Source organism: Cedecea colo (assembly GCF_011808225.1).
In the GTDB taxonomy this organism is placed as follows: Bacteria; Pseudomonadota; Gammaproteobacteria; order Enterobacterales; family Enterobacteriaceae; genus Dryocola; species Dryocola colo.
In genome coordinates this window covers 229,847-243,524 of sequence record NZ_SOYS01000001.1, presented here as the reverse complement: position 1 = coordinate 243,524, position 13,678 = coordinate 229,847, and the positions used below count along the sequence as shown (strand labels likewise).

General features: G+C 48.8%; 13 protein-coding genes and 1 riboswitch. Of the genes, 11 read left to right on the top strand and 2 right to left on the bottom strand.

Features of this window, described 5'->3' with window-relative positions; all coding sequences use genetic code 11:
* Window positions 1–3 precede the first annotated feature (3 nt).
* The 10 genes from E2L00_RS01075 to E2L00_RS01030 all read left to right on the top strand — a co-directional run bounded on the left by E2L00_RS01075 (window position 4) and on the right by E2L00_RS01030 (window position 11,275).
* Window positions 4–729, top strand: a complete 726-nt coding sequence (locus E2L00_RS01075) for a DarT1-associated NADAR antitoxin family protein (protein ID WP_167605814.1) — start codon at window positions 4–6, stop codon at window positions 727–729.
* Window positions 730–743: 14 nt separating this feature from the next.
* Complete coding sequence (locus E2L00_RS01070) at window positions 744–992, top strand: hypothetical protein (protein WP_167605811.1); 249 nt, start codon at window positions 744–746, stop codon at window positions 990–992.
* Complete coding sequence (locus E2L00_RS01065; protein ID WP_167605808.1) at window positions 979–1,236, top strand: hypothetical protein; 258 nt, start codon at window positions 979–981, stop codon at window positions 1,234–1,236. The genes E2L00_RS01070 and E2L00_RS01065 overlap by 14 nt, the downstream gene beginning before the upstream one ends.
* A gap of 277 nt (window positions 1,237–1,513) precedes the next feature.
* Window positions 1,514–1,610, bottom strand: a riboswitch (TPP riboswitch).
* A gap of 437 nt (window positions 1,611–2,047) precedes the next feature.
* Window positions 2,048–3,787 (top strand): lysophospholipid acyltransferase family protein, encoded by a 1,740-nt coding sequence (locus E2L00_RS01060; protein ID WP_167605805.1) that lies wholly within the window; start codon window positions 2,048–2,050, stop codon window positions 3,785–3,787.
* 103 nt (window positions 3,788–3,890) lie between these two features.
* Window positions 3,891–4,856 (top strand): HlyD family secretion protein, encoded by a 966-nt coding sequence (locus E2L00_RS01055; RefSeq protein WP_167605802.1) that lies wholly within the window; start codon window positions 3,891–3,893, stop codon window positions 4,854–4,856.
* Window positions 4,849–5,772: an ABC transporter ATP-binding protein gene (locus E2L00_RS01050; RefSeq protein WP_167605799.1), complete on the top strand. Its 924-nt coding sequence runs from the start codon at window positions 4,849–4,851 to the stop codon at window positions 5,770–5,772. The genes E2L00_RS01055 and E2L00_RS01050 overlap by 8 nt, the downstream gene beginning before the upstream one ends.
* Window positions 5,753–6,892 (top strand): ABC transporter permease, encoded by a 1,140-nt coding sequence (locus E2L00_RS01045; protein ID WP_167607489.1) that lies wholly within the window; start codon window positions 5,753–5,755, stop codon window positions 6,890–6,892. Before E2L00_RS01050 ends, E2L00_RS01045 begins: the two co-directional genes overlap by 20 nt.
* 199 nt (window positions 6,893–7,091) lie before the next feature.
* Window positions 7,092–9,512 carry a DUF3772 domain-containing protein gene (locus tag E2L00_RS01040; protein WP_167605796.1) on the top strand — a complete coding sequence of 807 codons (2,421 nt, stop codon included), beginning with the start codon at window positions 7,092–7,094 and terminating at the stop codon, window positions 9,510–9,512.
* A gap of 439 nt (window positions 9,513–9,951) precedes the next feature.
* Entirely contained in the window at window positions 9,952–10,104 is a 153-nt protein-coding gene (locus E2L00_RS01035) for a hypothetical protein (RefSeq protein ID WP_167605793.1), read from the top strand.
* Between the two features lie 175 nt (window positions 10,105–10,279).
* Window positions 10,280–11,275, top strand: a complete 996-nt coding sequence (locus tag E2L00_RS01030) for a YrzE family protein (RefSeq protein WP_236127645.1) — start codon at window positions 10,280–10,282, stop codon at window positions 11,273–11,275.
* A 74-nt stretch (window positions 11,276–11,349) separates the two neighbouring features.
* Here the strand turns inward: E2L00_RS01030 and E2L00_RS01025 are convergent, their stop codons facing one another.
* Complete coding sequence (locus E2L00_RS01025; protein WP_167605790.1) at window positions 11,350–11,814, bottom strand: YehS family protein; 465 nt, start codon at window positions 11,812–11,814, stop codon at window positions 11,350–11,352.
* Between the two features lie 139 nt (window positions 11,815–11,953).
* Here E2L00_RS01025 and E2L00_RS01020 point away from each other — a divergent pair, with 139 nt between their 5' ends.
* Window positions 11,954–12,376, top strand: a complete 423-nt coding sequence (locus E2L00_RS01020; protein WP_167605787.1) for a GNAT family N-acetyltransferase — start codon at window positions 11,954–11,956, stop codon at window positions 12,374–12,376.
* An 89-nt stretch (window positions 12,377–12,465) separates the two neighbouring features.
* On the opposite strand, the gene apbC is transcribed toward E2L00_RS01020, so the two are convergent.
* A complete protein-coding gene (gene apbC, locus E2L00_RS01015; RefSeq protein WP_167605784.1) occupies window positions 12,466–13,578 on the bottom strand; it encodes an iron-sulfur cluster carrier protein ApbC in 1,113 nt (370 codons plus the stop codon).
* Window positions 13,579–13,678 lie beyond the last annotated feature (100 nt).

The following is a 13,678-nucleotide window of genomic DNA, read 5'->3' as shown; positions in this document are numbered from 1 at the left end:
TTTATGGCCAACCGCCCGATATTTATTCCCAAAATACATGGCCCGACATTGGTTGAGATTGTTAACGTGGACTTCTCATGGTCTCCAGGTCTGTCGATTAGCCAGAAACGAAGATCAATTGCTTCCCTGCACGGCAGTTTCAGTAAGCGCTTTCCTGAAGCAAAATTACTTGAGATCTCCAGCAAATCAGAAGATGAACTGGGACGTAAGCTCAGTGCTTTTAATATGGGAATAACCAGTAAGAATGGACAGTTTATCAATGTAGAATCTCTGTTTCAGTCTTCCAAAGTGTTTACATCATCTGGTGGGATCCAAGGCCCCTTTCGCGAATTGATGTTGGCACCACCAAAAGAAGCCAAACAGTCTGAGAAGTTGAAAAACTCCGGGAAGCTGAAACATTTCTCATTTCGTCCCAATGAGCAGCGTGATGAGGAGGTCTGGGAATTAGAGCCAAAGACCGCCTTTTATGACTGGTTGTATCTCAATGCACTGAATATCGTTCCCTGGAATAAAGAGGTTTTGGCATATACGGCGTTCACAGATATTGAATTTAACCCCAGTAAGTCAATCAACTGTCAGGCCTATTCAGTAGCCCTGTGGTGCGCGCTTCGCTTACGTGGTTTGCTCGACGGGACTATCCCGCCACGTGATGCGTTTATAAGCCTGATTTCGCGTTTTGACATTCATAACACTAGTGATGGTGACAAGAAAAATATGAGCCTGTTTTAAGGGGAATAGTGAATATGACCAGACGTGCTACAGTCGGTATTGTCAGCCCTGATTTTGTTGAAAATGATAATTTTTCGACAATTCCTCTGGCACGACGTAAAGCAATACAGGACGAAGTCCAGCAAGAATATTTTGCGCGGCTCAATACAATCAAAGCTCAGATAGATACGCTGACGACGCAACAGCGTGAGCAATTCCATCAGACTCTGACAAAACTGCTGGCTGAAACGTCGTTTAAAAGGATGACTGATGAGCGAAAATAAAATTCTTGCGCAGGTGGCGGCCTCTCTTAAAAGCATCCATAACGGCGTGAACACGCTGAATGAAAATGTGGGGATCCGGGCGGAAGAATTTCGCTACCGAATGTATGTGGAATATCCCCTCAAAATAGAATTAATGGTTATGGAAGCGGCGCTGAAAACGGTGCTCAATAAAGCAAAATTCGAAGAGGAATACCGAAAGATCCTTGAAGAAATAGAGTCGCAAACACGAGCGAAGCCTGGGTGACCCTGGCCCCAATATAAGCTAAAAGTAACGAGATCCTCTTCTGCCAGCCTCCAGGCCGCTTAAGCGCCCGACCCACAAACTTTTTCATCGCTACCATGCTAAAACCTCGCCTTCGCAGGAATAGCGCCTATACCATCGCCTGGCGCCTTCTTAGGCGAAAGTTGACGTAGCAGATGCCGTTACTGGTGACGATGTGATTGACAGATGTTTGTCATTTTATTTCTGTGAGTGACAATATAAAAATGAAGAGGAAAACTCGTGCAAGCCTTTGATTTGTCTCTTGGATAATTGCCATGACTACGCTGGCATTATCCAGATCAGGTGATACGGGTGTTTCTCAGCCTTCACGTGGAAGGGCACCCCGAGTCATTTAAAATTAACCAATTACGATTAACATTCTGTTAACCGCTGTTCAGCGGTAATGCCAGCGAGCAGCCTTGTAAACGGACTTTTGGCCTGCTGCCGTCTCCATTTGTACCCCGATTGCTTCTTGTCGTCATTTTTTTGAACGCCTTAGGTCACCAGCGTAGAAGTAATGAACGTTGCACCCAGCCAATAAATCAGTTTTTTCCTTAAGATTTTAATCGAAGCCTTTAATCAGATCTTATTAAACTATTAAAGAGATCTCAAAGAAAACCAAAATCTATATTTATTTTTCTTAACCTTTTACTCTGCAAACAAATAAAACTATAACGAGCTTTGTTCGTTTATGAAAAAATCCTAAACTGCATTAACCTGATTGACACCGATTAATTGAAAAACGTAAATTGGGGCAAGTTTACCTGTTCATGTAAAAGGCATTTTGCAAAGTATGGATACTTTAAACCGTATCGTCACGGAATTCTTTCCTGATAAATCTTTTTCCCCTCTCCAGCTCTGGCTGGTGAAACTGGCGTTCGGAAAGCCTAAATTTTTAGCCATATTACAAGAAGAGGTTGAAAAAAGTGGTTTGGATTGGGTGCAGCATTTAGTGGAAACACTCCGGCTTAAGTTTGAAGTTCAGCGCGATGATTATGATAATATTCCCCAAAAGGGTCCGGCGATTGTAATCTCTAATCATCCCACGATAATGGATGGGGCAGCGTTGGTAAATACTGTCTCGAAGGTAAGAAAAGACATTAAAATCGTAGCAAATCATGTGTTACCGATGATATTCCCCGCCGTAAAAGACATTACTATTGGCATAAAAAATATGGCCGGGAAAATGAGCCACAGGCAGTTTGCAGAAATGAATACGCACCTTAAAAACGGCGGCGTATTAATTATTTGCCCCGCCGGTAAACTGGCAACTATTTCCCTGACCGGTTTGCAGGAACAGCCATGGAACGTGGGGTTTGTACAGCTTGCCCTAAGAAATAATGCTGCATTGATACCCGTTCACATTAAAGGCCGCAACAGCGCACGATATTATTTAACCGCAGCGCTGTGGCGTAAGCTATCTAACCTGATGATCATCCGGGAAGGCAAGCGACATCAAGGAAAGACGCTGGGGGTTAAAATAGGAGAGCAGATTAAATTGCCCTCAGCTAGTTCCAGCAAAGAACTTTACCCCCAGTTTGCCGAGCGGTGTCAGCGCCATCTTCTGCTGACCGGGAAAAATGAGCCTGGCATCTTGCCTACGCTTCCTGCCGTAGCAAGGCCGGAAAATAAGCGTGAGTTAATCAATGCCGTAAAGCTGTGTGAGGTATTAAAAACCTTCAGGGATGGTAAAGTTATTTTGGTTTATCGTTATCAGGGAGAAGCCCTTTCCCCTATTATTAACGAACTGGGCCGCTTAAGAGAACTTTGCTTCCGTGAGTATGGTGCCGGTAGCGGGAAAAAACGTGATAATGATGGTTACGATCTTTATTATTATCATATTATTTTATGGCAACCTCAGGACGGTGAAATTGTCGGGGCTTACCGTGTTATGCCTGCGGGAGAATCAATAACCAGTGGAGAAAGAAGTAGTGAAACAATAAATGGCGCAGGAATAAAAGGGCTTTATAGCAATAGACTTTTTACCTATCATGACAACGCCTTGCCCTACCTCGAAAAAAGCCTTGAAATCGGTCGCGGTTTTGTTCAATCACATCATCAGAAAACTAATGCACTCGACTGCTTATGGCGGGGGATTTTCTGTTTTACTAAGCTACGCCCGGAATATACTTATTTTTTGGGCGTGTTGACCATTCCGAATTCCTGTACTGACGCTGCTCAACGGCTTATTGTAAACTTCTATCAGCTGTATTTTTCTACTGACGAGCAGATATGTATGCCGGTCAACCCGTATTCGATGGAGAATACCGCGTTATGCCATGTTTTTTCAGGTGATAACTTCTTCCTTGACTGGGAAAGACTCAAAGAAGGCCTTAAAGCACAGGGTTGCACGCTTCCCTGGCCTTATAAGCAAGCGGCAAAATGGTATCGGCCAGGCGGTTCAAAGATTTTATCATTCGCTAAAGACGACAGTTTCAATTCTATTGTTGGGTTAAATCTTTGTGAAATTAACAGCCTGAAAGAGATGTATTTTAAACATTATTACGAACTCAAAGATAGCGAATGTCGTTAGCATGATTATGTTTGCAATATGCTTCTGGTGACGCATCTTTTACTTCGTGCAAAAGAACTGCCGATGCTTCGTTCGCCTATTTTTCATACGGATATATATTTTAATGAAGCCCATTAATAAGCAGATGCTTATTCTCATATTTGTCCTGGGTACAGGAGGTTGCGATTCTAAAGATACGCGTCTTTATTCTGGCTATTCCCACGGGGATTTCATCTATCTTTCTGCTTCCAGTACGGAAAAAATCGATCGCCTGCTGGTCAAAAAAGGGGAGAGAGTCGTTGCAGGCCAGGCTTTAGTTGAAATGGAAAAGTTCACGGCAGCAAATGCACGCCAGCGCGCAGAAAAAAATTATCAGGCTGAAAAAGCCCTGCTGGTGAATCTGAATTCTGGCGATAGGCCTCAGGAGCTGGACGTTATCCGCTCGCAGCTTGAACGCGCCCACTCTGCGGCAGATCGGGCCCAACGTCAGCTTGAACGCTATCGAAAACTTTATGCGGCGCGTATGGTTTCTGCGGCCGAATGGGAAAATATCAAAGACGATCATGCTCAAAAGAACGCGCAGGTAAAAGAGCTGGCCAATCAGCTGAAGGCGAAGCAGCTGCCTGCCCGGCAGGCGGAGATAAAGCATCAGGCATCACGCGTTGCAGCCGCAAAATTACAGTGGGATCAAGCCGAATGGGATCTCCAGCAAAGTACGTTAATCGCACCTCAGGACGCGTACGTTTATGACGTTCTGTATCGCCAGGGCGAACGCCCTGTGGGCGGGAAACCAATAATCAGTTTGCTGCCAGACGATAATATTAAAATTCGTTTTTTTGTTCCTGAAAGCCAGCTGGGGAACCTGTACCCAGGTATGAAAGCGCAGTTGTCATGTGATAACTGCAACGAAAATATTTTGGCCGCTATTAATTACATTAGCCCTGAAGCGGAATACTCCCCTCCCGTTATTTACAGCACCAGGCGGCGTGAGAAATTGCTCTTCATGGTTGAAGCCGTTCCCGCAAGCGCACAGGCTGGCCTGATAAAAATCGGGCAACCCTTTAATGTGGAAATCCTTACCGATGAATGATCTTTGTATTGACGTTCATCATCTCAATAAACATTTCGGCCATCATCATGCGGTGAAAGATTTTTCTCTTCAGGTGGCACGCGGAGAGATTTATGGTTTTCTTGGGCCAAACGGCAGCGGAAAAACCACCTCTATTCGAATGATGTGCGGCCTGATTACACCAGACTCGGGCAGCGGCCATTGTCTGGGGATGGATATCTTCACCCAGCGTGAGGCCATAAAAAGACGTATCGGCTATATGACCCAGCATTTCTCAATGTGGGAAAATCTGACCATCCGTGAAAATTTACTGTTTATTGCCCGACTGCATAATCTGCAACAGCGCCGGGAACGAGTTGCGCGAACGCTTGCCGAACTGGGGCTGGAGTCCCGGCAGCATCAGCTGGCTGGAGCGCTCTCCGGCGGCTGGAAGCAGAGAATGGCCCTCGCTGCCTGCATGCTGCACCAGCCCTCTTTGCTTTTCCTTGATGAGCCGACGGCAGGCGTGGATCCCAAAGCCCGTCGGGAATTCTGGCATACGCTGCATCAGCTATCTGAGGAAGGCGTGTCCATTCTGGTCAGTACGCACTATATGGATGAAGCGGAACGCTGTCATAAAGTGGCTTACCTCTCATACGGTCATTTATTGGCTAATGGGACTATTCCATCCATTATTCAGGCGCTTAATCTGACCACCATGAGAATCACTGGCGCTGGCCTGCCGGCCTTAGAAAATCGGTTACAGCCGTTTCCGGTAGTCGAGCAGACGGTTATTTTTGGCAATAATCTCTTTGTTACCTCGCGGGATGAAGCGCAGTTAACTGCGCTTATTACAGCGGTAACGGGTGGAAGTTACGCTATTGCTAAGGTGGATACCAATCTTGAAGATGCGTTTACCTGGCTGATGAAAAATCATGATGAAAAAATTAACAATTAATTTTTCTTTTACTCGCTGGATTGGCGTTGTAATTAAAGAGATGCATGAGCTTCGCCGGGATAAAATCAGCATTTGCATGGTGGTGCTGACGCCGATAGTTCAGCTTATTATCCTGGGTTATGCGGTAAATATGGACCCAAGGCATGTTCCCACGGCATTGCTGAACTATGACACCGAGCGCATGAGCCAGGTTTTTGTCACCGCTGCGCAAAATACCAGCTATTTTTCTATGCGGCAGATGGCGTCTGAAGAGGAAGCTAATAACGCTTTTGTCAGAGGGGATGTCATCTTTATTGTTACTATTCCGCAGGGTTTTACGGAAAAACTTTTGCGTGGGGAAAAGCCGCAGATTTTAATTCAGGGGGATGCTATCGATCCTATGACAATCGGCAATGCCCTGAGCGCTATTGTGCAGGCAGCTAAGACGATGTTTTTGCACGATCTCCCGCAGGCATTGCGGAGCGAGGAGGCAAGCGATAATTTTGAGCTGGTTATTCATCGTATGTTTAATCCAGAAGGCATTACTCAATACAACACTATTCCTGGCATTATTGGTTCCATCCTCAGCACCACGCTTATTTTGATGACCGCGTTATCCATCACCCGGGAACGGGAAAATGGGGCGATAGAAAACTTACTGATTTCGCCGTTAACCAGTCTGGAAGTCATCGTTGGCAAAATTACGCCTTTTGTACTTATCGGTATGTTTCAGTCTTTACTGATCCTGATATCCGCCGTCTTTCTGTTTAACATTCCGCTGCTTGGCAACTTCTTCCTGCTCTTTATGATTCTGGTGGTGTACGTCTTTCTTTGCCTCTCAATAGGCATTGCCATTTCAAGCGTGGCGCAAAGCCAGCTGCAGGCGCTGCAGATGTCTTCATTTTATTTTATTCCCTCCATTATGCTTTCCGGGTTTATCAGCCCTTTTATCAGCATGCCCGGCTGGGCGCAGGCGATTGGCTCCTGTTTACCGCTGACCTATTTTATCCGGCTGGTAAAGGGAGTCATGTTGAAGGGATATTCGGCGATGGAATTACTGCCATCGCTTCTGCCGCTGATTGCCATCGCCATTATTGTTATCGGGATAGGGTTAAAGACCTACCGTAAAACACTTGACTGAAGCGTTATGCTTGTCCATTGAAAAAGGATTACCGCTGTCGGAGCTTATTGTACGAGGCAGCCCATTCGGTAAGAGGCCAGACAGAAGGTAATCGCTCGCCTGAGTCAGACAAACGGAACTATTTTTCCTGCAAATTACGCGTATCCTTAGCCGGTTGCTTTCAAATCGTCATTTTTCGGATCTTCGGGTACATTCTGCTATGCAAAAAATGTTAAGAGTGCCGTTATTACTGGCATTGTTGTCCTGTTTGATGCTCACCCCCTTTCTGGCTCAGGCAGATGAAAGTACCGGGCAAACCGGCGCTGAACAGCCGGTGAAAATTAACGTCAGCACCGAGCTACCGGCGCTGCAAAAACGTCTGGATTCGCTGAAGCAGCGGGTCTCTGCGGCGAAAGCCGATAAACAGTTCACCCAGCTCAATGACGATGCACAGAAGCTCGTTAGCGATGCCGATAAGCTGTCCGTGGCGCTGGCACCGCAGTTGACGCAGGTTCAGGCCCAGCTGGATGTCCTTGGCCCGGCACCCGCGCCGGGCACGCTGACTGAAACCCCGCAGGTGATCGGCCAGCGTAAACAGTTAAATAACAGCAAAACGCTTCTCACCACGCAAATCGAGCAAACCAAAGCCGTTTTCCTGGGCGCGCAAAACCTGTCGGCGCAAATCTCCGGGCTGCGCCGCGACGCGTTGAAAACCCAGATAGCCCTTAACACCGGCAGTATTTTGAGCGAGAAATTCTGGACGCCGCTTCTTGATCCGAGCGACAAAGACGCTAACCGCTTTAGCAACTTTGGTGCTCAGATTAGCGACGCCTGGGCTCAGGCATGGGAAGAAGAGTGGCGTTTCGGCACCGGTTTCTATCTGCTTCTGGCGCTGGGCATTGGTTTGTTCGGTCGCAGAGCGCTGGATGTGCCGATTAACTGGATCCTGCCGCGCTGGCTGCCGCAGGGGCGTTTTCGCCGCAGCTTCCTCGCCTGTTTCACCACCCTGAGTACCATGCTGACACTGGGCATCAGCATGCAGTTAATCTGCTATATTTTTACGCGCCTGCCGGATACCGCTGAGCAGGTGGGTGAATTTGCGGAGCAGCTTGTTGGGCTCACCTATTTCTCAGCGATAATCGCCGGTCTGGGGATGGCGTTACTGTCCAATCGCCACCCTTCCTGGCGTCTGCCGGGCATTGCCGATCCGCTGGCTAAAACGCTGGCCACGTTCCCTATCCTGTTGGCGACGTTTATCTTTATCTTCGGCACCATTGAACAGTTGAACGCGCTGGTCGGCGCAAGCATTGACGCAACCCTGTTCGGTAACGGCTTGTCGGCCCTGCTGATTGCCCTTAACTGCCTCGTGGCCCCATTTCGCGTCAACCGTATGCGCCGAAAAATGCGCGCTGAGGGAGAGCAAACCGAAGCCCGCTCCACGCTTGCCGGCATTATTCACCTGATTATCAGCCTGACGGCTTTCGTGATCCTGCTGGCATTGCTGATAGGCTACATCCCGCTGGCGCGCTTTGTGACCTTCGAACTGCTGTGGATTGGCCTGGTGCTTAGCTGCCTGTATTTGCTTATTCACTTCGTGGTGGATTTGTGCGAAAGCGTATTTTCCCCTACGACCCACAGCGGCAAAATCCTTAAAAGCACGCTGAGCCTTAATGACCGGCATCTGTCGCTCGCTTCCACTTTGTTATCCGCGGTAGGCAAAACGTCCCTGCTGCTGATGGCCGCCGTTGCGCTGCTTAACGGTACGTTCGGGACCACCACGCCGCTGGAGTTGCTGAGCAAAATTGTGGATATCTGGGGCGGTAAGGGCCTCGAAGGGTTGAACATTATCCCGGCGCATGCGGTGAACGCCGTGCTGTGCCTGGGGATTGGCTGGTATGTACTGCGCTCCACGCGTCGTTGGCTGGATAACGATTTCCTGCCGAAAACCATGATGGACAGGGGCCTGCGCGCCTCGCTGGTAACGCTGTTCACCAACGTAGGCTACGTGCTTATCATCATGCTGACGCTCTCGATGCTGGGCATTGAATGGAACAAGCTGGCATGGATTGTCAGCGCCCTGTCGGTAGGGATTGGTTTTGGTTTACAGGAGATTGTAAAAAACTTTATCTCCGGCCTTATTCTGCTCACTGAACGACCGGTAAAAGTAGGCGATCTGGTTAGCATCAGCGGCGTGGAAGGCGATATTCGGCGCATCAACGTGCGCGCCACTGAAATTCAGCTTGGGGATAAATCCACGGTAATCGTGCCGAACTCGCAGCTTATTTCGCAGAACGTACGAAACGCCACAATGGGCAATGCGCAAGGTGTAGCGACTATCGCGCTGACCTTCCCGCTGGATATCGATCCGGAGCAGGTGCGCAATTTACTGCTCGAGGCCTATACCCTGCATGAATCCATTCTGGAAAACCCACCGCCATCGGTGAGCTTTAAAGAACTGGGACCAACCGGGATTGTGCTGAGCGTAACCGGCTATGTGAACAGTCCGCGCATGGTCAGCTCAACGCGCAGCGACCTGCTGTATGAAATTCTCAAAATGCTTCGTACCGCAGGTATCAGCCTCAGCCAGACACAAACCATGATCCTTGAACAACCTGCAAACAAGCAGGCGGTCAGGGAATGATAGCCCGGGTCACGGTCGGATTCAGTTCGTGACCCGCTTTTTCCGTACAGATCTAAGCACCCGGCGGTCAGAAAACGCGAGCGCGGTTTACGCCTGAGAAACAAATAATTAAACCGGCGGTGCAGATATAATTCTGAACGTTATTTATAACCCGATGAAATTCCCATCGATTTTAAAATCTTTTAACGTTATATCTCGTGCTCCTTCTTTTATATATACCGCCTCGCTCGCGGTAACAGGAGTAAATAACTATACTTCGAGAGTAGCAAAATGCTACTTATCCTACCGGAGTGTGTGATGAAAAACATTATCTTACAGGTTTCGAAAGCGCAACCTAAGAACCCGGAAAAAATGCCTAAAAACGATGAAAAGAAACCTAAACAAAACCAGAAATGAGTTTTGAATAGCCTATTTAACGTAGGTTTAGTTGGAGGTTAAAATGTCCGAACGCCCTGATTTGGTTGATCCGCTTCCTGATGACGAGCCTGTTCCCCGCGTCCCTGACGAGGAACCTTTACCGGATGATGATGATATCGATCCTGAAGACCCGGACAGGATTATTGAACCCACGGATCCTGCAAGGCCATTATAGTTAATTTGATAAGCCGCATTGGTAAAATGCTCTTTTGAAAGTAGAGCACTACTCCGGCGGCTTTTTCTATTAATTTACTCGCCTGTCCTTCACAGAATTTAAATTAAGAGCTAGATTTTAATTTTATCGTTCCTTTCTCATCTCACTTTCAACGCTGAAAATAGGGAGAGCTTCCATGATAGATCCTCAAGCGCCTGATAATAGAGATTACGACCTTGCCTATGCCAGACGTAATTATTTACCGCTGAAACGTATTTCCTGGAGTGCTATTTTTGCTGGCGTCGTTATTTCCATGGTTGTTTATTTATTGCTCGCTATTCTGGGTACGGCGATTGGCACCACCACAATAGATCCTTTGCAAGAACAGCATCCCATGGACGGAATTGCCACCGGTGCCGCCATCTGGACCGGCATAAGCATGTTAATCGCCATTGCTGCGGGTGGGTTTATTAGCGGACGACTGGCCCATCGTGAAGGTGCGCTGCATGGCGTTTTAATGTTTGGCGTCAATACCCTGATTTGTACCTGGTTTGTAATTTCACTGGCTAACAGCGCGATGAGCGGCGCCGCGAACGTTGCCGGCGCGGGTCTGCAAGCGTTGGGCAGCGGAATTTCTGCGGTAGCGCCGTCGGTCACACAAATGACGAAAGACAAACTTCAGGAAAACAATATTAATCTTGATAACCTGCAAAATGAGCTTGAAACGACATTGCGGCAAACGGGTAAACCGGAGCTGCAGCCTGAGGCGTTGCAAAGCCAGGCGCAAAATGAAGGCGACCGGGCTCAGAATCAGCTAAATCAGGGGGGCGATATAAGCAGCTTTATTAAAGGCCTGGCCCAGAGGAATGAAAGCACCTTCCAGGCGGCCGATCGTGAGGCGCTGAAAAATATCATTATCGCCAGAACGGGTAAATCGGATGCGGAAGCCGAGCAGATCGTGGATCAGACTGAGAAAAACTATCAGGCGGCACGAGCTAAATATGAGGAACTGAAGAAAGAGGCCGAGCAAAAAGCCCGTGAAGCAGCAGATAAAGCCGCCGCTGCCACGGCGAAAGCTAGCTGGTTTGCCTTCTTCATGTTTATTATTGAAGCGGTTCTTGCCGGTGCAATGGGGATGTTTGGTCGGCGTTCACAGCCAGAAGTGGTGGTAACAACCGATCGTCCTTTATAAGTACCTGATGCAAAGCTGGTTTCAGGCGCGGGTGGCGTTTCGCTTACCCGCCCTGCTATTGGCCGCAAAAAGATTTACTTTTTCTGCACGCGTGCAGTTAAGCCACGCAGGAAGTAGCGCAGGAACTGGTCACCGCACTCACGGTAATTCTTATGCTCTGGCGCACGCATCATAGCGGTAATTTCCGGCATGGAGATGCGGAATTCCTGTGAAGTCAGGATGTCCAGCACGTCGTCACTCTTGAGATCAAACGCGATACGCAGCTTTTTCAGAATGATGTTATTGGTCATCTTGCGTTCAATTTTTGGCGCCGGTTTGCTTTCATCTTTGCCGCGTCGAAAGTAAATCAGACCGTTTAAGAAGTTTGCCATCAGGATATCCGGGCAGAGCTTAAACTTCTCTTCGTCTTCCTTTTTGGTCCAGACAACGATTTGCTCATTGGTAACCGCAGTATCTGTCAGGGCGAAAATTTTCACCATGTCATCATTGTTCAGGTTCAGCATGTAGCGCACGCTGCGTAATACGTCGTTATTCATCATGGTGAGGATCTCTCGTTCAAGCTTTCGAAAAGCGGGCAGTATATAGAGAAGCGGGGATATTGTAATAAAAACTACGCCGCTTTACCCCCGGCGGCTCCCTCAGAGATTATAGTTTCGTTAAAAACGCAAGGAATATGCCGTGGTAATACGCCCCTGGAGTGAGAACGATCGTCCATTTTTAAGAACCTTATATTTGCATGCCCGGCGTGAAGCCTGGCCGTGGCTGGACGGCAGCGTCTGGCAACTGGAAGATTTCGATGAAGCGACGAAAGATGAGCAAATCTGGGTGGCGGAAGAAGACGGGCACCGGCTGGGTTTTGCCTCGGTATGGGTGAATGACAATTTTCTGCATAACCTGTTTGTGGCGCCTGAGCATAAAGGTCGCGGGGTAGGCCATGCCTTACTGGAAAAAGTGCAGTCGGAATTCAGCAGCACGGGTGCGCTGAAATGTCTGGTGAAGAATAAACGTGCGGTAGCGTTTTATCAGCGACACGGCTGGCATATTGAAGCCCGTGGCGAAGGGCCGGACGGAGAATATTTTTTGATGCACTTGGTGGTTTAAACGGCGGATGACGCTTTTACTTATCCACCCTACGGATTAAAAAGCAAATATTGTAGGGCGGGTAAGCCTGCGCCACCCGCCACAAAAGATCAAACGGCCCTGAAGGCGATATCCGCAGGGATCACTTCACCCTGCCAGTAAAGCTGAGCCGCTACGCGTCCCGCCAGCTGGCGATAAATAGCGGCAAACTCGCTATCCGGCCGGCTGATTACCGTTGGCTTACCGGCATCCAGATCCTCACGCAGCGTGATATGCAGCGGCATCTGGCCCAGCAGAGCAATATGATACTGGTCCGCCAGTTTCTGCGCGCCGCCGGTGCCGAAAATTGGCTCATGGTGGCCGCAGTTACTGCAGATATGCATGCTCATGTTCTCAACGATGCCCAGCACCGGCACATCAACTTTTTCGAACATCACAATCCCCTTGCGGGCATCGATCAGCGCGATGTCCTGCGGCGTGGTGACGACCACCGCGCCCGTAACGGGGATATTTTGCGCAAGGGTGAGCTGAATGTCCCCGGTGCCCGGCGGCATATCCAACACCAGATAATCCAGGTCCGGCCACATTGTTTCCTGCAGCATCTGCATCAACGCCTTGCTTGCCATCGGGCCGCGCCACACCATGGCGTTTTCATCGGTAACCAGATAACCAATGGAGTTGGTCGCAAGGCCATGCGCGGAAATTGGCGTCATGTGCGTGCCGTCCGGGGAAGTTGGACGCTCATGTTCGGCTCCCAGCATATTTGGAATCGACGGGCCGTAGATGTCCGCATCCAGAATACCGACTTTCGCCCCTTCGGCTGCCAGCGCCAGCGCCAGGTTAACCGCAGTGCTCGACTTCCCTACTCCGCCTTTACCGGAGCTTACGGCGATAATATTTTTTACGCCGTTAATGCCCGGGTGGTTTTTCACCCGTTTTAAGGTGGCGACGTTATGGCTGAGCTTCCAGTCCACGGCCTTCGCGCCGGTGATACGCAGCAAATCTGAACTGCATTGCTCCTGTAGCGCTTCAAAGCCGCTTTTCCATACGAAAGGCATTAAAAGCTCAACGTGCAGCGTATCGTCAAGCATAGCAACGTGATGCAGGGCTTTAAGCACGGTGAGATTGTGCTTTAAGGTTGGGTGCTGAAAATTGGCCAGCGTCCCGGCGACCATGGCGCGTAGCTGCTCCGGGGACTTGCTTGCCTGGGATTGAGAACTCATCCCGACTCCTTATGTTTTTATCGTACATTGCAGTGTGCTAAGCATACCAGATGCCGCAAGGCACGATAAAATTTCCTTGTGCGCCTTGTGTGGTTTACCG

Bases quoted from the DNA above. Each gene is read 5' to 3' on its own strand.
- E2L00_RS01060 (WP_167605805.1), top strand. From the start codon at position 2,048: ATGGATACTTTAAACCGTATCGTCACGGAATTCTTTCCTGATAAATCT.
- E2L00_RS01075 (WP_167605814.1), top strand. From the start codon at position 4: ATGGCCAACCGCCCGATATTTATTCCCAAAATACATGGCCCGACATTG.
- E2L00_RS01035 (WP_167605793.1), top strand. From the start codon at position 9,952: ATGTCCGAACGCCCTGATTTGGTTGATCCGCTTCCTGATGACGAGCCT.
- E2L00_RS01070 (WP_167605811.1), top strand. From the start codon at position 744: ATGACCAGACGTGCTACAGTCGGTATTGTCAGCCCTGATTTTGTTGAA.
- E2L00_RS01030 (WP_236127645.1), top strand. From the start codon at position 10,280: ATGATAGATCCTCAAGCGCCTGATAATAGAGATTACGACCTTGCCTAT.
- E2L00_RS01045 (WP_167607489.1), top strand. From the start codon at position 5,753: ATGAAAAAATTAACAATTAATTTTTCTTTTACTCGCTGGATTGGCGTT.
- apbC (WP_167605784.1), bottom strand. From the start codon at position 13,578: ATGAGTTCTCAATCCCAGGCAAGCAAGTCCCCGGAGCAGCTACGCGCC.
- E2L00_RS01040 (WP_167605796.1), top strand. From the start codon at position 7,092: ATGCAAAAAATGTTAAGAGTGCCGTTATTACTGGCATTGTTGTCCTGT.
- E2L00_RS01025 (WP_167605790.1), bottom strand. From the start codon at position 11,814: ATGATGAATAACGACGTATTACGCAGCGTGCGCTACATGCTGAACCTG.
- E2L00_RS01050 (WP_167605799.1), top strand. From the start codon at position 4,849: ATGAATGATCTTTGTATTGACGTTCATCATCTCAATAAACATTTCGGC.
- E2L00_RS01055 (WP_167605802.1), top strand. From the start codon at position 3,891: ATGAAGCCCATTAATAAGCAGATGCTTATTCTCATATTTGTCCTGGGT.
- E2L00_RS01065 (WP_167605808.1), top strand. From the start codon at position 979: ATGAGCGAAAATAAAATTCTTGCGCAGGTGGCGGCCTCTCTTAAAAGC.